Below are 18,997 nucleotides of genomic sequence, written 5' to 3' on the forward strand. Positions count from 1 at the left end.
GTAGACAGGTAATTATGTATGTGTCAAATAAAATCACTACCTTTGCCGGATATTTTCAGCCCGTACAAGGTGGTACAAAGGTAATAAAGTTACAGCAAAATGAAGAAGATTCAGATTATTAACGGTCCTAATCTTAACCTGTTGGGCAAACGAGAGCCGACAGTGTATGGTAGTGCTTCATTCGAAAGTTATCTGGACGAACTACGCGCCCGATATCCTCAGTGCGAAATAGCGTACTATCAAAGTAATATTGAAGGTGAAATGATAAACAAAATTCACGAAGTGGGTTTCGACTATGATGGTATTATAATGAATGCGGGAGCATATACACATACATCCATCGCATTACATGACGCCATAAAAGCTGTAAATACGCCGGTAGTAGAAGTACATATTTCAAATGTACATGCACGCGAATCATTCCGCCATGTCTCTATGATATCCGCTGCCTGCAAAGGAGTGATCCTCGGGTTCGGTCTGGATTCATACCGGTTGGCGCTTGAAGCGCTTATCTAGTTGACTGTTGTCGACTCTTACAAGGAATAATAGGTTATAATATTTATAAGGTTATATGTTAAAGCATACTAAGATTGTTGCTACGATTTCTGATCAGCGTTGTGATGTTGAATTCATCCGTTCGCTGTATAATGCAGGAATGAATGTTGTGCGCCTGAATACGGCTCACATGATGGAAGAAGGTTTGAACCGTGTCGTAACAAATGCCCGTGCCGTATCCGACCGCATCGGTATCCTGATGGACACAAAAGGCCCTGAAGTTCGTACTACGATATGCCAGGAACCGATCCCGTTTACAACTGGTGAACGTGTAAAGATCATAGGTGATCCGAACGGTGAAACTACGCATGATTGTATTTATGTATCATACAAGAATTTTGTCGGCGACCTCATCGTCGGAAGCGATGTCCTAATCGACGATGGCGACCTGGAACTGAAAGTGATCGAAAAACATGACGATCACCTGGTTTGCGAAGTCCAAAACGATGCCGTACTCGGTAGCCGCAAGAGCGTGAACGTTCCGGGTGTACGTATCAACCTGCCTTCACTGACAGAAAAAGACCGTAAAAACATTCTTTGGGCTATCGAAAACGACCTTGATTTCATCGCCCACTCTTTTGTAAGAAACAAACAGGATGTATTGGATATCCAACAGATCCTCGACGAACATAAAAGCCCGATCAAAATCATCTCCAAGATCGAGAACCAGGAAGGGGTCGACAATATCGACGAAATCCTGGAAGTGACTTACGGTATCATGATCGCCCGCGGTGACCTGGGTATCGAGGTTCCGGCAGAAAAGATCCCGGGCATCCAGCGTGTATTGATCCGCAAATGCGTGGAAATGAAGAAGCCGGTAATTGTGGCTACCCAGATGCTCCACTCCATGATCAAGAACCCGCGTCCTACCCGTGCGGAAGTGACCGACATCGCCAATGCTATCTATTATCGTACGGATGCGTTGATGCTGAGCGGGGAAACGGCTTATGGTAAATATCCGCTGGAAGCAGTCCAGACAATGACGAAGGTTGCCCGCGAAGCTGAAAAGACCAAGCTGGCCGCAAACGATATCCGCGTTCCTATCGAAGGGAACGACCTGGATGTTACTTCATTCCTGGCAAAACAGGCGGTGAAATCATCCAACAAACTGCACGTAAAAGCGATTATCACAGACAGCCATACCGGACGTACAGCACGCTATCTGGCTGCATTCCGCGGTACATCCACTGTATTTGCGATCTGTTATAACCAGCGTGTAACCCGCATGCTTTCTTTGTCATACGGTGTATGGGCTGTTTATCAACCCTGGGACGACAGCCGCCGCGGTTATTTCTTCAGTGCGCTGAACGAACTGATCAAAAGCGGACGTATCACACGCAACGACATGGTAGCTTATCTGAGCGGTAGCTTCGGCGAAGGTGGCGGAACGACATTCCTTGAAATCAACAACGTAGGTAAAGTGTTGGATTCAGGAAGCAACTATTCCCTGCCGACTTTTAAAGAATAATCCGATAAAGATAAAAGAAGGTGTTATAAAAGTCGAAGTGCGGTGACGGATCAAGTCTGTCATGGTAAAAAGACTATTTGTAACATCTTCTTTGTATATTTGACCCGTAAACATCTTTATTTATAATGACATTAGACGAATACATTCTCTCCCACAGTGACGAAGAAGGCGAGTTGTTATCCTCCTTAAACCGGGATGCCAACGTAAACCTCCTGCGTCCGCGTATGCTGTCCGGCCATTTGCAGGGAAGGATACTGAAAATGTTTTGTCGTATGCTACGCCCCCGGCGTGTATTGGAAATCGGTACTTATACCGCTTACGCCACTCTTTGCATGGCCGAAGGAACTGAAGAAGATGCACTGATCCATACCCTTGAGATAAACGATGAAATGGAAGATTTCATCATGAAGTATCTTTCCCGTTCTCCTTATAAAGATAAAATAATGCTGCATTTCGGTGACGCGATGGAAATCATCCCGCAGCTCGATGAAACGTTCGACCTGGTGTTTATCGATGCAGACAAACGACTATATTCAGAATACTTCGATCTGGTATTTCCGAAAGTCCGTCCCGGCGGCCTGATCCTGGCCGACAACACGCTTTGGGACGGTAAAGTATTGGAAAAACCTCACCCGGCAGATAAACAAACCATCGGTATTCTTAGTTTTAATGATAAAATAAAAGCAGACCCACGGGTGGAGAAAGTGATCCTTCCGCTTCGCGACGGCCTGACAATGATTTGGAAAAAGTAAAATTACAACGATATGGAAAGTACAAGACTGAATAAGATTGGTCGTCTGATCCAGAAAGAATTAGGCGACATTTTCCAGAAACAGACCCAGGGAATGCCTGGCATTCTGATTTCTGTAAGTGCAGTGCGCGTTAGCCCCGACCTGGGTGTAGCCAAAGCATACCTGAGCATCTTCCCTTCCGAAAAAGGCGAAGAGCTGCTGGAATCGATCCGCGCCAATACCAAAGCGATCCGCTTTGATCTGGGCAAACGCATCGGTAAGCAGGTACGTATCATTCCCGAACTGAGCTTCTTCATCGACGACTCGCTGGATTATATTGAAAACATAGATAAACTGCTTCAAAAATAAGACATCCGAACTTTGAATCTCCCGTTCTATATAGCCCGGCGGTACCTCTTTTCGAAGAAATCCCACAATGCGATCAATATCATATCGATGATATGTGTTTGCGGGGTGGTGGTCGCTACCATTGCATTGGTTTGCGCCCTGTCGGTCTATAACGGGTTCAATGATCTGGTTGCAGGTATGTTCAGCAGTTTCGATCCGGAACTGAAGATCACGCCCCGGACAGGAAAAGTATTCGATCCGACAACCTCCGATATGCAGAAAATAAGGGAGTTGCCGGATATTGCTTTTTTCAGTGAGACATTGCAGGACAATGCCCTGATCCGCTACCACGACCGTCAGGATGTAGCTGTCGTAAAAGGGGTGGATGATGCTTACCAGCATCTTACCATGATGGATAGCGCGTTGATAGACGGAAATTTCACACTACAAGACGAAGTGGCAGACTACGCCTTGCTGGGAGTTGGCCTGTCGTCAAAGTTGGGAGCACGGCCGGGCTTCGCCTCTCCTCTGGAACTTTATGTGCCTAAACGGGATGTGAAGGTCAACTTATCAAATCCTTCTTCTTCGTTCAACTGGAAATATGCCTATACCGGCGGAGTTTTCATGATCAATCAACAGGTTTACGATGAAGGCTATATGATTGTACCTCTCTCGCTGGCCCGCGAGCTGTTCCATTATGACAAAGAAGTCAGCGCCATAGAATTGAAGCTGACAGATAAAGCAGATCTTTCTTCCGTAAAAAAGCAAATAAAAAGCATTTTAGGGGATGAGTTCATTATCCGGGATCGCTTCGAACAACAAGAGGCCTCGTTCAAAATGATGCAGATAGAGAAATGGATGACTTTCCTGATCCTCTGCTTTATCCTGGCAATCGCTTTATTTAATGTAGTAGGCTCGCTGTCGATGCTGATGATCGAGAAGCAGGATGATGTACGCACACTCCGCAACATGGGAGCAAGCGACAGCCTGATCCGCCGTATATTCTTGTTTGAGGGTTGGATGATCTCCGGCTTCGGAGCGTTGATAGGGATTGTGATCGGCCTGGTTCTTTGCCTGCTGCAACAATCGTTCGGCCTGATCAAACTGGGACAGACGGCCGGTGCCTTTATTATCGATGCTTATCCCGTACGTGTTATCTTTACGGATATCCTGGTAGCGTTTGTAACGGTAGCGGCCATTGGATTTATGGCCGCCTGGTATCCCGTTCATTATCTGGGGAAGAAATGGTTTAATTAAATTCCGCCCCGTGTTTTATTTGCGCATCGGCAACAAACTGTTTGATGCGTTGTTCATCGTCTTTCTTGCAAATGAGGAGTACATTTCCTGATTCAGCCACGATACAATCATCCAGTCCCTGTACAACAGTCAACCTTTTAGGGTTTCCTACTGCGATCACATTGCCCGAACTTTCATACAGCAGCGCATTACTGTTCTTCAATACGGCATTGTTGTTCTCGTCTTTCGGAGCCAGTTCGAACAACGACCCCCAGGTTCCCAGATCGGCCCAACCGAAGTCGGCACACAACATATATACATTATCCGCTTTCTCCATAATACCGTAGTCGATAGATATCTTCAGGCAATAAGGGAAGTTCTCACGGATAAAGTCACGTTCATGTTCCGTATTGAATTTATCTTTACCCAGATCGAAACGTACAGCGATATCCGGTAGGTATTTGCTGAATGCATCTAGAATAGCATCTACATTCCACAGGAACAATCCGGAGTTCCAGAAAAATTCGCCACTTTCATAAAAGACCTTTGCCAACTCCAGGTTCGGTTTTTCCGTAAACGTCTTTACTTTGGTAAATTCTCCCAGCATAGAGTCGCTGCTCTGGATATAACCATAACCGGTTTCCGGACGACTGGGCTTGATACCCAATGTAACCAGTGCCTTATTCTCCTTAACAAAATCCAACCCGCGCTGAACATCATTCAAGAACACATCTTCTTTTAGGATCAGATGGTCGGAAGGTGCTACAACGATATTGGCATTCGGATTACATGCTTTGATGTGATATGCTGCGTATGCGATACAGGGTGCCGTATTTCTACGTGCAGGTTCCAGAAGGATCTGGTCTTCTTTTAACTCAGGTAGTTGCTCTTGGATCAGATCGGCGTAAGCTTCATTTGTTACAATAAAAATATTCTCTGTTGGAATGATCTTGGAAAAGCGGTCGAAAGTCATCTGCAACAAAGAACGTCCGGTTCCGAAGAAATCCAGGAATTGCTTAGGATAACTTTCTCTGCTAAAAGGCCAGAAGCGACTGCCAATCCCTCCTCCCATGATAACGCAATAATTATCTTTCATGATACACAGGTTGTTTTTATATTATACTCTTACAAAGTTAACGAAATAATCCGGGATTTAGTCTCCCTATCTTGTATTATTAGCCTTCCGTAACAGATAATTTGAAAAAAAATAGCTGAACGCTTGCAAGAATAAAAAATATGCGTACCTTTGCAACGCATTAGAAAAAAACAAATGCCCAGATGGCGGAATTGGTAGACGCGCTGGTCTCAAACACCAGTGGATTCACTTCCATGCCGGTTCGATCCCGGCTCTGGGTACTTAAAACTCCTGATAAAATTTTATCAGGAGCTTTTTACTTTGAAGTATTTCAAAATTAAACATTGGTATCTAGCATGAATTCCCACTATAATAATTTAGAAATGAATAAAATCCGCCAAGCAAACCGATCAGATATTCCGGCTCTGAAAGAGTTATATCAGAATACCGTTCTAACTGTAAACCGAAAAGACTATACAGCTGAGGAAGTGAAAGACTGGGCTTCTTGTGGAGCAGATGCTGCACATTGGGACGAGCTTCTCAAAGAGCAACATTATGTAGTGGCTGAAAATGAAAAAGGAGTGATTGTAGGTTTTGCGTCTGTAAACGATGCTGGCTATATGCATGCGTTGTTTGTACACAAAGATTTTCAGCATCAAGGCATTGCATCATCTTTGTATAAATACCTCGAAATATATGCGAAAGAAAAGGGTGCGAAAAAATTAACATCAGAGGTTAGCATCACGGCTAAACCATTTTTTGAAAAACAAGGTTTTCAAGTCGATGAAGAGCAAAAGCGGAAAGCAAATCAATTGTGTCTCATCAATTACAAGATGAGCAAGGAACTGCATAAATAAGGCGGCGCAAAAAATAGATTCACATGGTTTTGCAAACAAAGATTTGTTTCTCTGATTTGTTTTCAAATCGTTCTTCTTCAAAACTCCCAAACTTATGGATAATCTCAAATCCAGCCCCCTCCAGATAGGAGTCTAATTCCTGCGGGAAAAACAATCTCATATCCAAGTTTTGGATTGAATGAAACTCACCATTTATAAAATAATGCCATTCTATGCGATTAATTTGGGTTGCGCTTTCATAACGCATTGTTTGTTTTATCAATACTGCCCTTCCATCTTTAGTTGTATATTCAGCAATTTTCTTCTGTTCTTTTTCACCTTCAACAATATATTGGATATTAGGGTTAAAGCAATCTAACAGGAATAAGCCCTCTTCTTTGAGATAATTTTTAACCCCATTGAATGCCTTAAATAAATCTTCATTTTTATATAAATGATGGATCGAATTAAACGGAATAAATATAAAGTCGAATTTTTCTTGCAAGTTTAACGATCTAATATCTGCTTCAATAAAATTGATCTCTAATCCTGCTTCAGAAGCTTTTACCTTTGCTTGTTCAAGCATCGATGAAGTATAATCGACTCCACAAATGTTGTATCCCGCCTTTGCAATTGGAACTGTAAGCCTACCTGTGCCGCAGCAAAGCTCTAGTATTTTAGCCTCTTTATTTTTCGGCAGCCACTTTTTGTAAAATTGCAAATCAGACAGGAAGGTATTTAATCCGTCATAAATATTTGCGTCATAAATCAAATCGCCCACCTTGTAATCTGTATTCATTCTGTTCTTCAAATTATATTTTAAGCTTTATATCCCTAATAGTCTTGAGACGCCTATAGATAAAGGTATTATTGGCTATACCAGGGATGGAACTAACTTAAAAATCCGTATCGCTCCCGGAAATACTTCGGTTATCAAACAAATCTATAGGGAATGGGATAAACTTTATCCGGGGAAATACCTTGAACATGAGAGCCTGTATGACAAAGTGCTGGGTAATAATAAGAAACTTTTCGAATTGTCTGACTTGTTGATGATGTATTCAGTTATCAGTATTCTGCTCACCTGTTTCGGGCTTTTTGGTATGGCGCTGTATGCTATCGAACAACGAACAAAAGAGATCGGGATCCGAAAAGTAAACGGCTCGACTACCTGGCAGATTATAAAACTGCTCAATCGTCAGTTTATTATATGGATTGGGAGCGCTTTCGTTGTTGCTGTCCCTATAACCTGGTGGCTGCTTAATCAATGGATGCAAAGTTTTGTTTATCGGGCGAGTTTTAGCATCTGGACATATATTTTGTCACTATTAATTGTTGTCGGTATAACGTTATTAACTGTCAGTTGGCATAGCTTCAGGGCTGCTTCCGGAAATCCGGTTAAAGCGTTGAGGGATGAGTAAAAGAGTTGTTATAATGATAAAAATATCGCTAAATACATGTTGATATGTCTGTATATGTGCATTTTTCGTAACAGGTGTATATGCTCAAATAGTTGTTCTGTATAATCGTTGTATACATTAATTAACAAGTTGGTTCTTGGGTTTCAACTATTCATTTCGTTTTAAACGAATTTCAAGTTCGTTTAAAACGAAATGAAATTCTCTTGAAGTAGAAAATAGGTTTGTTTTAAAGCGAAAATATGTTAATTTAGACGCGCGTGTATTCTTTTTGAAGCTTTTTTGTGGCTGAAAGGTGTGTTTTTGAACATGTTTTCTTTCCAGAATGACTGAAAAAGTGTGCGGGTTATGAATATCAATAGTAACTTGAAATATGCATAAAAGTTATGTCTGGGTTGTTGTGGTGGCTGATGGGTGTTATTATGTGCGATAATATTCAATAATAGCGATATTTTGTATGTATACAACTCTCCAGGAGCCAAGTAATAACATACGAGCACTTACTCTTTCTCGTATGGAACCTTTATGAAGGGGATGAAATGACATTTTGATAATCTGTAAAATGTGATATACCGTATGTTGCTTTATTTACACTGAATATTTCCTATCATTATTTCCGCTTCAACCAAAAAAGATATTAGCTTTGTCTTGATGGAAGCAGGTTTACCTGAAGACATACATAAAATAATCTTCAACAACCCCAGCAATAACATGATCATCGCCAAAAGGAGGACGATCCTTCAATCGGGGTTCGTATTCTTTTATAAGACTCCCGACAGGCAGTTCTCCATCCGGGAACAAGCTTTGAGCCCATGTACGGTTTAGATAAACCGGATGCGGATACCTTTCTATCGCCTCTTTCCAGGGCAGACCTTTCAATAGCTTATAGCCCATAACTTCCATTATTTCTTCATCGCCATCCTCTGAAGTATAAGATTCATATGTACCATCCGGCGAAAACTCACCGAGAGGCCATTCATATATGGGATTGCTTAATGCCACCGCCTGTATGCCCGAAAGAGAACCGATATTTTCTTTAAGCCGGAACATAGATGTCTCGTTATCTCCGACTGAAAAAGTATAAATTCCTTTATAATTTTCAGCCTTATCATATAAAAGCGAGATTTGCCGCCGCACGGAAATATTACCGATTATCAGGATAAATGAAATAATAAACTGAACGATAGCCAGAGAGGTAATGATACGCCCTTTTGCTTTTCCCCGGTAGAAATTGTTATACATGGAAACCGACATATCCGGTAAACGCCGGCTCATATACAAAGCAGGAATACACGCCAGAAAAAGAATAAACCCGAATGTAACCGGCAACATCTGACTACTATACAGGAAATTGACCGGAACCTGAATAGACATGATGCGATTCATTATCCCCAACAGGTCGAATTGTATCAGTTGTGCAATCAGGAAACCGAAACCAACAGTCATAAATGTATCAGCAAATAATTGCATGCTCAATTGTCCGCTTCCTGCACCCATCAGTTTCTGTATATGCAGGGAGTATAACTGTTTGAATACACGTGAAAAGCTCAGATTAACATAATTGAAACAAGCTATGACCAATATCAGAATGTACACGGCACGCCTTATCCAATTCCGGGACACGCGCGAGTAACTGGGAAGTGATATCCCGTGAGACCGTATTAAAGGCAGTCATTCCTGCCCCCGAAATAGTTTGTTTAACCACTACCATCCTATCCTTATTCGGATTCTCCTGTTCTATATTATACTCATGGATAACGAAAGCGGCCAGCAAATTGGTACAGGCGATGCCGACTGCCAGGCTGAGAATAGAGATTACAGTAAATGTTTTATTACGTAACCAACTCCGAAATATAAGTTTGAATGATATGTTCCTCATGATATTTCTGTTTTTTGTCAAAACTAGTCAGTCCCTGTCTGCCTGACAACAAAAATAGCGTTCCTCTATTACAAAGAGGTGAAATCGTCTAAATTTTAGACAATTTCGGGAAGTGGCTATCCATAAATCAGACATTCAGCCGAAAGCAGAGTACTTTGAATGCATCATATTAGTTTAAATTGTACTTTTGCAATAAAGGATATGCTGAATCGCAGATTACACCGGGTCATCATCAGCGGAATAACAGGAATTGTGTTATTCTCGATTGCAGGTGCCTGGCTTTTGATTAGCCGGACTTCCCTATTCTTTGCATTTGTCTGCATCTGTATGATCATAGCTTTGGCTATTATGCTGATAAGGAAAATGGACAAGACAGACCGCCAGTTGGAAAGCTTCTTCAGCGCAATCAATAATAACGACTTCAACGCCCACTTCACGGAAAAAGGGGACGATAAATTCCTGAACGGATTATTCCGGGAGATGAACCGGATTATCACACAATTTGAAAACAATCATACCGAATTAGAGGAACGACGATTCTATTACGAGAGTATCATTCGGGTATTGACGCATGAAATTAGAAACTCCATTACGCCTATAGCCTCTTTGTCGGCCGACCTGATTAAATATAATGATGAATACGGAAAAGAAGGAACAATTGACGGACTGCAAACCATTAACCAGCAGGTACAACAGCTGAATACTTTCCTGAATGCCTATCACCGGTTAACCCACCTCCCTGACCCGGTCAAAGTAAAAGTAAAAATCAGCACTTTGTTTGATAAACTTGACCGTTTATTAAACTCGGAACAAGGCAGTGAGAACATCCGTTATATTTCACCGGAAAACATAGAAATCCTACTGGATCAAAACTTAATAACACTAGCACTCATTAATCTTATCCGCAACGCCTTACAGGCCACCGCAAATAACCCGGAGCCACAAATCAGGGTTGAGTCAGGAAAAGAAGCTACCTTTTCATTCATACAAGTAACTGATAATGGGGAAGGCATTCCGGAAAACCGACTGGAAGATATCTTCACCCCCTTTTATTCCACCAAAAAAGAAGGAAGCGGAATAGGATTGCCACTATCCCGCCGCATTATGCAACTCCACGGCGGAGAACTTATTGTGACCTCAGAGCCCGGAGAAGGAACAGTGTTCCGCATGGCATTCCCCGGCTTTTGACACCTGTCAAAATCATACTAAACCTTTAAATAGACTAAAAATACCAAGTTACATTTGGAAAGCAGAATATTATTCGTAGTTTTGCGAACAACAAACAGTAAAGGAATAATGAGAACGAAACAGTATACAAAAGAACAAGAGCAGATTGCCCGTTTTGCTAAAGCGATGGGACATCCGGCACGGATGGCTATTCTTAATTTTTTAGCCAAACAGGATAGTTGTTTCTTCGGAGATATCCACGAAGAACTACCAATTGCTAAAGCAACTGTTTCACAACATTTAAAGGAATTAAAAGATGCCGGATTAATCCAGGGAGAAATAGAAACTCCTAAAGTCAGGTATTGTATCAACCGGGAAAATTGGGAACTTGCCCGCAATTTATTTGCTGCTTTTTGGAATAATTGTAATTCTACAAATACATCGTGCTGTGAATAACAGCACCTTTTTTTGAGAATATTGTTCGTTTTTTTACGAACAACCTAATGGGTTTAATTTAAATAAAAAAGAATATGAAAGAGAATCAGGATTTAAAAGAATTGGTAAAACAGCGTTATAATGAACTAGCATTAGATTCCGACACGCTAAAAGGTTGCTGCTGCGGCAAATCTCCGGCAACCCCATCAAAAAAAGTATTCACTATAATGAGTGAAGACTATAAAAACCTAAAAGGATATGAACCCGATGCTGATTTAGGAGTTGGATGTGGATTACCCACCCAATATGCCAACATCAAAAAGGGGGACACCGTTATCGATTTAGGTTCAGGAGCAGGAAATGATTGTTTTATAGCCCGCTCGGAGGTTGGTGAAAGCGGCAAAGTCATCGGCATTGATTTTGCTCCTCAAATGATAGCTAAAGCACGAGCCAATGCACTCAAGCGGGGATATACGAATGTTGATTTTTTAGAAGGAGATATTGAAAATATACCTTTACCGGACAATACTGCAGATGTGATTGTCAGCAACTGTGTATTAAACCTGCTTCCTCAAAAAAATATTATTTTCAAAGAAATCTACCGTGTATTAAAACCGGGTGGACATTTTTGCATCTCTGATGTCGTACTGAATGGGATATTCCCCAAAGAGTTTACCGACAATGCCGCTATGTATGCAGGCTGTATCGCTAGTGCCATTCAAAAAGAAGACTATTTAGCAGAGATAGAAAAAGTGAATTTCACAAATATCCGTGTGGAAAGGACTAAGACAGTAATTATCCCCGATGAAGTACTATATGAACATCTGGATGAAAATACAATTCAGAAATATAAATCAGGAAATGTCGGAATCTACTCTATTACAGTAACAGGAGAGAAACAATAGCGTGAAAGTTTTTTATTCGACACAACACTGTTCATAAAATTGTGAAATAGGATATCCACATTTTATGAACAGTGTCGTTTAACATGAAAATCAATCAATATTACTTCATATTACGCTCACCATCCATCAAACTCATGATACTCCAGTTCTTCTTCGCTTAAAGATTTCTCATAATCACAAACTTCTTTATAAAACTCCTCCACGATATTCTTATTTTCATACCAAATATCATCGGCAGGATATGTACAAACCCCATTTGTCAACTCTGTAAGTATTGCACTTACCATAGAGACAAATCTTAATTCGAAGCTATCCCCCATATGCCATACAAATGAAACTACTTTCCTGCAATCCTTCAGCCGTGTTTCAATATCCGGAGTGGCAAAAGCAATTTCCGGCTGTTTCTTCCCTAAGAGTTTATCCCAAAAACCTAATTTGGGTTTTAATTCTTCTTTAGCAATAGCCAAATCAAAATCATCTACATACAGCTCAAAACCACTTACTAATACTTTTCCTCTCAGTATCTCCGCTGGTGGATTTGTCAACTGAAATTTAAAAGGACAAAAACCTGTTTGGTTTGTGAACATGACATCGGGATGAACTTCAACAATCATATCATAATCATTGAGTCGCTTTACAATTTTCGGCATTAAATCATCCGTCAATTCTTTACAGTACACACTAATATCTAAACTCATTACCGTTTCTATTTAACAAACATCTAAAACAACCCTTCAGAGTCTCATAGTCACTAGAAAACAATCCACATGGCTTCAAACTGAATGCTTAAACATACTTCGCACAAATATAGTTTATATTTTAACACTCAATTCGTTTTCAACAAATAAAAGCAGCTTGTACTAAAGAAGTTTCTCAGATACGGAATGGAAGAAAGAACTCTACCCAGCTTTCGCGGTGATAATCCGAACTTAACCTCATAATGCGGATTTATAAAAAATAATTGCTGGTCAACAATATGATATCCCGTCTGTTTTACAAGATTCCGGAACATTTCAATGGTACATTTCGTTTCTTTAATACTCAGCAACTCCTTTATTGTATCTTCTTCTTCACCGCCTGTTTCCAGTATCCATTTATATAAAACCCGTGGAAGCAAATGTATGAAAGGAAGATGCGAAACAACCCTGCCCCGTGCTATCTGCTGATGTCCGCCAAACGGCATCTGCCAGGCAGGAAAGGCGATAAAGAGCACACCGCCTGCCGATAGATAACGTTTCATACCGGACAGGAATTGAGATTTATCTTCAATATGTTCAATCACATCATGTCTAGAGGGGAAAAGTTACTCCTGTCGCTATAAACAGATAGCTCATCTTTTTCTAATGATGAAAGCCACTATGAAAGCGAAAAGAAAAGTGGCTTCATCAACCTATTCATTATTAATCAATACCTGCAAGGAGTTATGAATGCATGAACGCAGTTTGATGACTCTACAACTAAGGCGAGGGTGACGTTTTGACTATTTATAGAGTCACTCCCGATTTGAACAGGGCAATCTCCCGGTAACCTTTCCGTTCGTTGTTTGTCTGCTTACCTTCGGCTACGTTCAGGATGAATTGTATAAACTGTTTGCAGAGTGTGTCCATAGATACACCTTCTGTTAATGTTCCGGCATTGAAGTCGATCCATCCGGGTTTGTTTTTCGCTAACGGGCTGTTGGTGGAGATCTTGACGGTCGGGACGAAAGTACCGAAAGGCGTTCCCCGTCCGGTGGTGAACAGAACCAGGTGGCAACCCGATGCAGCCAGGGCTGTGCTGGCAACGAGATCGTTTCCCGGCGCACTCAACAGATTCAGCCCTTTGGTTGAAAGCCTGTCGCCATACATAAGGACATCCTTTACTGCCGACTTGCCGGACTTCTGTGTGCAACCGAGGGATTTCTCTTCCAGGGTGGAGATACCGCCCGCCTTGTTGCCGGGGGAAGGGTTTTCGTATACCGGTTGTTTGTTTTCCAGAAAGTAGGCTTTGAAGTCGTTTATCAGGTGAACCGTTTTGTTGAATAGCTCCTCCGTTCCGCAACGGTTCATCAGGAGTGTTTCGGCACCGAACATTTCGGGCACTTCCGTCAATACGGTTGTCCCTCCCTGTGCAACCAGGAAGTCGGAAAAGACTCCCAGCAACGGATTGGCGGTGATGCCGGAAAAGCCGTCCGATCCTCCGCATTTCAATCCGACACGCAGCTCGCTCAACGGGACGGATGTGCGTTTATCGGCGGAAGCGATGGCGTATAGTTCATGCAGGAGTTTCATTCCCTCTTCCTGTTCATCTTCCACCTGCTGGCAAACCAGGAAGCGGACACGGTCGGTATCATACTCGCCTAGAAATTCACGGAAGGAATCCGGTTGGTTGTTTTCACATCCCAGACCGACTACCAGCACGGCACCGGCATTCGGGTGCTTTACCATATCGCGCAGGATCTTACGGGTATTCTCATGGTCGTTGCCCAGTTGTGAGCAGCCGTAGTTGTGGGGGAATGCGACGATGGCGTCAATATCCTTGCCGGAAGTTTCCCGCCGGAGAGTCTCTGCCAATTGGTTAACGATACCGTTTACACAGCCTACCGTAGGGATGATCCAAATCTCGTTACGAATACCAACATCACCATTCTTTCGACGGTAGCCGTTAAAGGTCAGACCCTGGTTGGGAATGTTCAAAACAGTTTCCTGCGGTTGCCAGGTATAGTCCTGCAATCCTTCCAGGTTTGTTTTGATATTTTTCTCATTTACCCAGGAACCTGTGGGGATATCTTTCCGGGCATGCCCGATCGGGAAACCATACTTGATAACAGGATCGCCTGTTCTGAAATCCTGCAGAGCTACTTTATGACCGGCCGGAATGTCTTCACTGACGGTGATCGGCGTAGTCCCTACGGTGATATTATCTCCTGCCGATAGCGGATCGATAGCTACGATCACATTATCGGCAGGATTTATTTGGATATACTTTTTCATCAGAGGATTTCTTTTACTACTTCACGCATTCCTTTTTCCTGAATCTCATCCAGATAGTAAACAATCCGGTCTGTCAGGCCGGGGATTTCGTTCAGGTTTTCTCCCCAGATATCTTCTGCCGCCAATACATTAACGGCAACTTCGCGGGTGGAACCTGTCGCCCAAAGATTGTTCATCAGAGAGATGATCTTCGGGTTGTCGTTCGGGATGATTGCTGTTCCGTCTGCACGCTTGCCACCCTTGTAATAAGTTAAGATGGCGGCAAGTCCCAGGACGAGTCCTTGCGGGAGTTCCCCTTTTCGTTTCAGGTACTCTTTCAGTCCCGGCAAGTCGCGTGTCTGGAATTTAGGGAAAGAATTCAACATGATGGAAGTTACCTGATGATCGACAAACGGGTTGTTGAAACGATCCAATACATCGTTGGCGAACTGTTCGAGTGCAGCTTTAGGCAGGTTCAGCGTCTCCATCAGTTCGTCGAACATGACTTTATGGATGTATTTCCCGATTACTTCATCCTGGCAGGCATCCCTTACGATATCGATCCCCGAAAGGAAAGCCACCGGTGAGAGAACGGTGTGTGGGCCATTCAGTAAGGTCACTTTCCGTTCATGATAAGGCGCTTCGGAAGGAACGAACAGGACATTCAGACCTGCTTTATCGGCAGGGAATTCTTTTGCCACTTCTTGCGGAGCTTCGATAACCCACAGATGGAATACTTCGGCTTGCACCACCAGGTTGTCGTTATATTGCAGTTTCTCTTTGATCGCATCGATGTCCTTATGCGGGAAACCGGGAACGATACGGTCTACCAGCGTGGCATAGACACCGCAAGCTTCTTCAAACCAGTTTCTGAAATCGTCTCCCAGTTGCCAGAGGTCGATATACTGGTAGATTGTCTCCTTCAGCTTATGTCCGTTCAGGAAGATCAGTTCGCAGGGGAAGATGATCAGTCCTTTGCTTTTATCTCCGTTGAAGGTTTTGAAGCGGTGATAAAGCAATTGCGTCAGTTTGCCCGGATAAGAGGCAGCCGGTGCATCATTCAGTTTGCAGGAAGGATCGAAGGCTATTCCCGCTTCGGTCGTGTTGGAGATCACGAAACGCATTTCCGGTTGTTCGGCCAGTCGGATAAAGGCATCGTGATCCGTATATGGATTTAGCGAACGGCTGATCACGTCGATCAGTTCAAGGCTGTTGACGGCTTCGCCCTTATCCAGTCCCTGCAGGTTGACATGATACAGGTTGTCCTGCTTGCCGAGCCTATCGACCATCCCTTTCTCGATGGGTTGGACAACTACGACACTGCTGTTGAAGTCTGTTTTCATATTCATGTTCCGGATGATCCAGTCCACGAATGCCCGAAGGAAATTACCCTCTCCAAACTGTATGATACGTTCCGGTCGGGTAACGACCGGAACATGCTGCCTGTTTAATTCTTTCATTTTGATCTTTATCTGTTCACGACAAAATTCCGTATCTGGCATTCCGTCCCTAAAGAATCGGGGTTCTTCTCTTTCGAGATACGGAGTACCAGCTTATGGTTTGTATCGTTTAATTCTGTTTCCAACATATATACCCAGGGGATATAAAGATATTTACTCCACTCAGTGAATGTATCCAGCTTTTTGAACGGTGCACCGTCGATGCTGTATTCAATGATCCCTGCTGTCGGGCCCGGGGTGCAGAAGATACCGATCGCCTTTCCTTCGAAGTCGAGCGTCAGCTTGTCTCCCGGACGGGTAGCTTCGAGCATCGGTACATCGACGAAGCCTTTTCTCTTTTCATACTTGTTATCTGCACGCCAGGAAGGGATATACTTCCAACCTTTATTCAGCTTTGCTTCCTGCAGGTCGATAAAGTCGCCGTTATAATAGCTGTATGCATCAAGCGGTTGTTCCGGTATCTCATGTGCTGTGACAGGCATATCGGGAGTAACTCCTTTCCACATACTATCGAACAGGTGGTTGATAGCTGCTGCATAGAATTTATGTCCAAAGGGCAGGGGATGAGTGCCGCCGAACTGTTCCCAGGTGAACTCACCGTCCTGCATCCGTTCGCCTATCTCCTGAACGAGGTTGACGGAAGGAATCAGATAATGGTTCGCTACCCGTTCATGATTCAGCAGTACATCCGGTTGTTGTCTTTTGGCAACCATCGGGATAAACGGATCATAGATGAAATGCAACATAATGATATCCATCTGCGGGTTGCTTATCAGGGCATGACGTACTTCTCCTTCCATACCGCGCACCTGTTCCAGTGCACTGAAGCCGTTGGTATGATCGTTCACGGCAGCTTCCACAAACAGCAAATCGATCTTTCCTTTCGACAGCACATCGTTTTGCATACGGAAAGATCCCGGCGTTGTTCCGGTAGATCCGATGCCTGCCTCTACAAACTCGAAAGCCGTATAGGGGAAACGTTGTTGCAATTGCTTCTCGATCATGTTCTTCCATCCGTTCATTTCTGTAATCGAACCCCCGAGGAAGGCGACACGCCCTTTACGTTCTTTCTCAAACTTGACGAATGAGTTTTGCAGGCTGCCGCGTATATTATAATGTAAGTATTTCTCATATTCCGGCTGGTGACGGATAATAAAGTCGACAACCGGCTCAGGATTTTCCAGACTATGCGGATGATGGTCTACTCCCGGCTTGATAATGAGTTCTACCGGGCCGCCCAATGCCAGATAACGGGAACGCACCACGTCCATATTCTCTTTGAACGGAACGACCTGATCGCTATCTCCGCAAACACTGATAATAGGAATGCCCGCTTTAGCCAATGGCTCCAGGTTATCGATCGGATTGCCTTTGAACGAGTTCATCTCTTCGTCTGTCAGGTTCCATTCTTTCAGCAAACCGTTCCATAGTTCTGTGTTTTTTCTTCCCGGCCAGCTGAAAACGTTACATACCGGTGCATCGATATAGATGCAGGCTATTTTATCCGTGTTTTTACTTGCCCAGTTTAATGCATAAAGTCCGCCGCGACTGAAACCTTCCAGTGTTACTTTAGGAGAGAGGTTATAATAATCCTTCATATAATTATAGAACTCCGTACCCAGGGCGACTGCACGCGGGTTTCCATAGGCATGTGTCAGATCGTAATAAGCCACATGGAAACCTTTTTCAAGTAACGCTTTATCTACACTTGGAAAAGCATCGAAGAAAGCCGGACGCCAGATCCACGGATTGCCTTTAGCCGCCTGTTTCGGAACAACAACAATCGCATCCCGTCCTCTAAACTGGAAATCATAGCGGTCGCAACCATTCCATTCACTTTTGAAACCGGGGAAGGCTTGCATCTGATGAGCCGTATCTTCTCCGGTAATCGCTTTATAAACTGTCTCTGCAATCTTATGCGCTCCGGCAGGGTCGGGATGCACATTATCAGGAAAGTGTTCTTTCATTCCGCTTAATGCCGTATGCAAATCTATCACAGGAAGATTATTCCGTTTTGCAACCTGTTCGATAACAGGAATAACCCCGGCAGCAATGATGCTATCGTTAATACCCTGATCGCTGACATAGGCTTTTGGTGGATAACAAAGATATATCTTCGGTTTCGAAGGCAATGCCTTAAATGCATTCACCATTGTCTGAATATCTCCGGATAATCCTGCTTTATATTTCCAGTTGAATGACTTTGAGTCGTTTGTTCCGAGTTTAATCACAACGATGTTCGGATTATAACCGAGTGCTTCCTTAAACATCTGTTCTTTCATATACGGATGATCTCCTTTCATCAGCATCGTTCGGGCACTGAAGCCATAGTTACGCACTTCATACTCCCGTCCGAGCATTTGCCCGAGTACGGACGGATAACTATCACGATCACGGTTCGCTATCCCGGCCCCGTAAGTAATACTGTTTCCCACACATGCCACCCGAATCACTTCGGCAGCGTCCTGCGCCCATCCATTAAGGCTGACGAGCAGGAATAATACGATCAGATTGATTAGCTTTTTCATTTTAC

The 18,997-nt window shown here is 43.2% G+C and carries 18 protein-coding genes, 1 tRNA gene and 1 pseudogene; 11 read left to right on the forward strand and 9 right to left on the reverse strand.

Annotated features, from left to right (window positions below):
- Positions 1-99: 99 nt before the first annotated feature.
- From aroQ to HMPREF1536_RS07440, 5 genes are all read left to right on the forward strand, one after another.
- Positions 100-516: a type II 3-dehydroquinate dehydratase gene (gene aroQ / locus HMPREF1536_RS07420; protein WP_028726407.1), complete on the forward strand. Its 417-nt coding sequence runs from the start codon at positions 100-102 to the stop codon at positions 514-516.
- Positions 517-571: 55 nt separating this feature from the next.
- Entirely contained in the window at positions 572-2,023 is a 1,452-nt protein-coding gene (gene pyk, locus HMPREF1536_RS07425) for a pyruvate kinase (protein WP_028726408.1), read from the forward strand.
- Positions 2,024-2,148: 125 nt separating this feature from the next.
- Positions 2,149-2,775, forward strand: a complete 627-nt coding sequence (locus HMPREF1536_RS07430) for an O-methyltransferase (protein WP_028726409.1) — start codon at positions 2,149-2,151, stop codon at positions 2,773-2,775.
- A gap of 12 nt (positions 2,776-2,787) precedes the next feature.
- Positions 2,788-3,123 (forward strand): 30S ribosome-binding factor RbfA, encoded by a 336-nt coding sequence (rbfA, locus tag HMPREF1536_RS07435; protein ID WP_028726410.1) that lies wholly within the window; start codon positions 2,788-2,790, stop codon positions 3,121-3,123.
- 12 nt (positions 3,124-3,135) lie between these two features.
- Positions 3,136-4,359 (forward strand): FtsX-like permease family protein, encoded by a 1,224-nt coding sequence (locus tag HMPREF1536_RS07440; RefSeq protein ID WP_028726411.1) that lies wholly within the window; start codon positions 3,136-3,138, stop codon positions 4,357-4,359.
- Here HMPREF1536_RS07440 and HMPREF1536_RS07445 read toward each other — a convergent pair.
- Positions 4,352-5,434, reverse strand: a complete 1,083-nt coding sequence (locus HMPREF1536_RS07445; RefSeq protein WP_028726412.1) for a mannose-1-phosphate guanylyltransferase — start codon at positions 5,432-5,434, stop codon at positions 4,352-4,354. The two genes, HMPREF1536_RS07440 and HMPREF1536_RS07445, sit on opposite strands and share 8 nt — an antisense overlap.
- Before the next feature lie 176 nt (positions 5,435-5,610).
- Here HMPREF1536_RS07445 and HMPREF1536_RS07450 point away from each other — a divergent pair.
- Positions 5,611-5,694, forward strand: a tRNA-Leu gene (locus HMPREF1536_RS07450).
- A 102-nt stretch (positions 5,695-5,796) separates the two neighbouring features.
- Positions 5,797-6,270: a GNAT family N-acetyltransferase gene (locus HMPREF1536_RS07455; protein ID WP_028726413.1), complete on the forward strand. Its 474-nt coding sequence runs from the start codon at positions 5,797-5,799 to the stop codon at positions 6,268-6,270.
- 19 nt (positions 6,271-6,289) lie between these two features.
- Here HMPREF1536_RS07455 and HMPREF1536_RS07460 read toward each other — a convergent pair whose 3' ends face one another.
- On the reverse strand, positions 6,290-7,048 hold the full coding sequence (locus HMPREF1536_RS07460) for a class I SAM-dependent methyltransferase (RefSeq protein ID WP_028726414.1): 759 nt from the start codon (positions 7,046-7,048) through the stop codon (positions 6,290-6,292).
- 253 nt (positions 7,049-7,301) lie between these two features.
- Between HMPREF1536_RS07460 and HMPREF1536_RS28110 the strand changes: the two genes are divergently transcribed.
- Positions 7,302-7,670, forward strand: a complete 369-nt coding sequence (locus tag HMPREF1536_RS28110) for an ABC transporter permease (protein WP_028726415.1) — start codon at positions 7,302-7,304, stop codon at positions 7,668-7,670.
- 660 nt (positions 7,671-8,330) lie between these two features.
- Here HMPREF1536_RS28110 and HMPREF1536_RS27025 read toward each other — a convergent pair.
- Positions 8,331-9,164 (reverse strand): hypothetical protein, encoded by an 834-nt coding sequence (locus HMPREF1536_RS27025; protein WP_028726416.1) that lies wholly within the window; start codon positions 9,162-9,164, stop codon positions 8,331-8,333.
- Between the two features lie 55 nt (positions 9,165-9,219).
- Complete coding sequence (locus tag HMPREF1536_RS28115) at positions 9,220-9,546, reverse strand: ADOP family protein (RefSeq protein WP_028726417.1); 327 nt, start codon at positions 9,544-9,546, stop codon at positions 9,220-9,222.
- Between the two features lie 201 nt (positions 9,547-9,747).
- Here HMPREF1536_RS28115 and HMPREF1536_RS07475 point away from each other — a divergent pair, with 201 nt between their 5' ends.
- The 3 genes from HMPREF1536_RS07475 (at position 9,748) to arsM (ending at position 12,053) form a co-directional block, all read left to right on the forward strand.
- Complete coding sequence (locus HMPREF1536_RS07475) at positions 9,748-10,734, forward strand: sensor histidine kinase (protein WP_028726418.1); 987 nt, start codon at positions 9,748-9,750, stop codon at positions 10,732-10,734.
- 108 nt (positions 10,735-10,842) lie between these two features.
- Complete coding sequence (locus HMPREF1536_RS07480) at positions 10,843-11,169, forward strand: ArsR/SmtB family transcription factor (RefSeq protein WP_028726419.1); 327 nt, start codon at positions 10,843-10,845, stop codon at positions 11,167-11,169.
- 74 nt (positions 11,170-11,243) lie between these two features.
- A complete protein-coding gene (gene arsM / locus HMPREF1536_RS07485) occupies positions 11,244-12,053 on the forward strand; it encodes an arsenite methyltransferase (RefSeq protein WP_028726420.1) in 810 nt (269 codons plus the stop codon).
- A gap of 116 nt (positions 12,054-12,169) precedes the next feature.
- Here the strand turns inward: arsM and HMPREF1536_RS07490 are convergent, their stop codons facing one another.
- From HMPREF1536_RS07490 to HMPREF1536_RS07510, 5 genes and pseudogenes are all read right to left on the reverse strand, one after another.
- Positions 12,170-12,751 (reverse strand): hypothetical protein, encoded by a 582-nt coding sequence (locus tag HMPREF1536_RS07490; RefSeq protein ID WP_028726421.1) that lies wholly within the window; start codon positions 12,749-12,751, stop codon positions 12,170-12,172.
- 128 nt (positions 12,752-12,879) lie between these two features.
- Positions 12,880-13,341: pseudogene (locus HMPREF1536_RS07495) on the reverse strand (class I SAM-dependent methyltransferase); the annotation flags it as partial.
- Positions 13,342-13,537: 196 nt separating this feature from the next.
- Complete coding sequence (locus HMPREF1536_RS07500; RefSeq protein WP_028726422.1) at positions 13,538-15,025, reverse strand: UxaA family hydrolase; 1,488 nt, start codon at positions 15,023-15,025, stop codon at positions 13,538-13,540.
- Positions 15,025-16,464, reverse strand: a complete 1,440-nt coding sequence (locus HMPREF1536_RS07505) for a tagaturonate reductase (protein WP_028726423.1) — start codon at positions 16,462-16,464, stop codon at positions 15,025-15,027. Before HMPREF1536_RS07505 ends, HMPREF1536_RS07500 begins: the two co-directional genes overlap by 1 nt.
- Positions 16,465-16,472: 8 nt before the next feature.
- Positions 16,473-18,992 carry a GDSL-type esterase/lipase family protein gene (locus tag HMPREF1536_RS07510; protein ID WP_028726424.1) on the reverse strand — a complete coding sequence of 840 codons (2,520 nt, stop codon included), beginning with the start codon at positions 18,990-18,992 and terminating at the stop codon, positions 16,473-16,475.
- Positions 18,993-18,997 lie beyond the last annotated feature (5 nt).

This window comes from Parabacteroides gordonii MS-1 = DSM 23371 (assembly GCF_000969825.1).
In the GTDB taxonomy this organism is placed as follows: domain Bacteria; phylum Bacteroidota; class Bacteroidia; order Bacteroidales; family Tannerellaceae; genus Parabacteroides; species Parabacteroides gordonii.

Bases quoted from the DNA above. Each gene is read 5' to 3' on its own strand.
- HMPREF1536_RS07460 (WP_028726414.1), bottom strand. From the start codon at position 7,048: ATGAATACAGATTACAAGGTGGGCGATTTGATTTATGACGCAAATATT.
- HMPREF1536_RS07510 (WP_028726424.1), bottom strand. From the start codon at position 18,992: ATGAAAAAGCTAATCAATCTGATCGTATTATTCCTGCTCGTCAGCCTT.
- pyk (WP_028726408.1), top strand. From the start codon at position 572: ATGTTAAAGCATACTAAGATTGTTGCTACGATTTCTGATCAGCGTTGT.
- HMPREF1536_RS07430 (WP_028726409.1), top strand. From the start codon at position 2,149: ATGACATTAGACGAATACATTCTCTCCCACAGTGACGAAGAAGGCGAG.
- HMPREF1536_RS07490 (WP_028726421.1), bottom strand. From the start codon at position 12,751: ATGAGTTTAGATATTAGTGTGTACTGTAAAGAATTGACGGATGATTTA.
- HMPREF1536_RS07475 (WP_028726418.1), top strand. From the start codon at position 9,748: ATGCTGAATCGCAGATTACACCGGGTCATCATCAGCGGAATAACAGGA.
- arsM (WP_028726420.1), top strand. From the start codon at position 11,244: ATGAAAGAGAATCAGGATTTAAAAGAATTGGTAAAACAGCGTTATAAT.
- rbfA (WP_028726410.1), top strand. From the start codon at position 2,788: ATGGAAAGTACAAGACTGAATAAGATTGGTCGTCTGATCCAGAAAGAA.
- HMPREF1536_RS28110 (WP_028726415.1), top strand. From the start codon at position 7,302: ATGATGTATTCAGTTATCAGTATTCTGCTCACCTGTTTCGGGCTTTTT.
- aroQ (WP_028726407.1), top strand. From the start codon at position 100: ATGAAGAAGATTCAGATTATTAACGGTCCTAATCTTAACCTGTTGGGC.
- HMPREF1536_RS07500 (WP_028726422.1), bottom strand. From the start codon at position 15,025: ATGAAAAAGTATATCCAAATAAATCCTGCCGATAATGTGATCGTAGCT.
- HMPREF1536_RS28115 (WP_028726417.1), bottom strand. From the start codon at position 9,546: ATGAGGAACATATCATTCAAACTTATATTTCGGAGTTGGTTACGTAAT.
- HMPREF1536_RS07445 (WP_028726412.1), bottom strand. From the start codon at position 5,434: ATGAAAGATAATTATTGCGTTATCATGGGAGGAGGGATTGGCAGTCGC.
- HMPREF1536_RS27025 (WP_028726416.1), bottom strand. From the start codon at position 9,164: ATGGGTGCAGGAAGCGGACAATTGAGCATGCAATTATTTGCTGATACA.
- HMPREF1536_RS07455 (WP_028726413.1), top strand. From the start codon at position 5,797: ATGAATAAAATCCGCCAAGCAAACCGATCAGATATTCCGGCTCTGAAA.
- HMPREF1536_RS07480 (WP_028726419.1), top strand. From the start codon at position 10,843: ATGAGAACGAAACAGTATACAAAAGAACAAGAGCAGATTGCCCGTTTT.
- HMPREF1536_RS07505 (WP_028726423.1), bottom strand. From the start codon at position 16,464: ATGAAAGAATTAAACAGGCAGCATGTTCCGGTCGTTACCCGACCGGAA.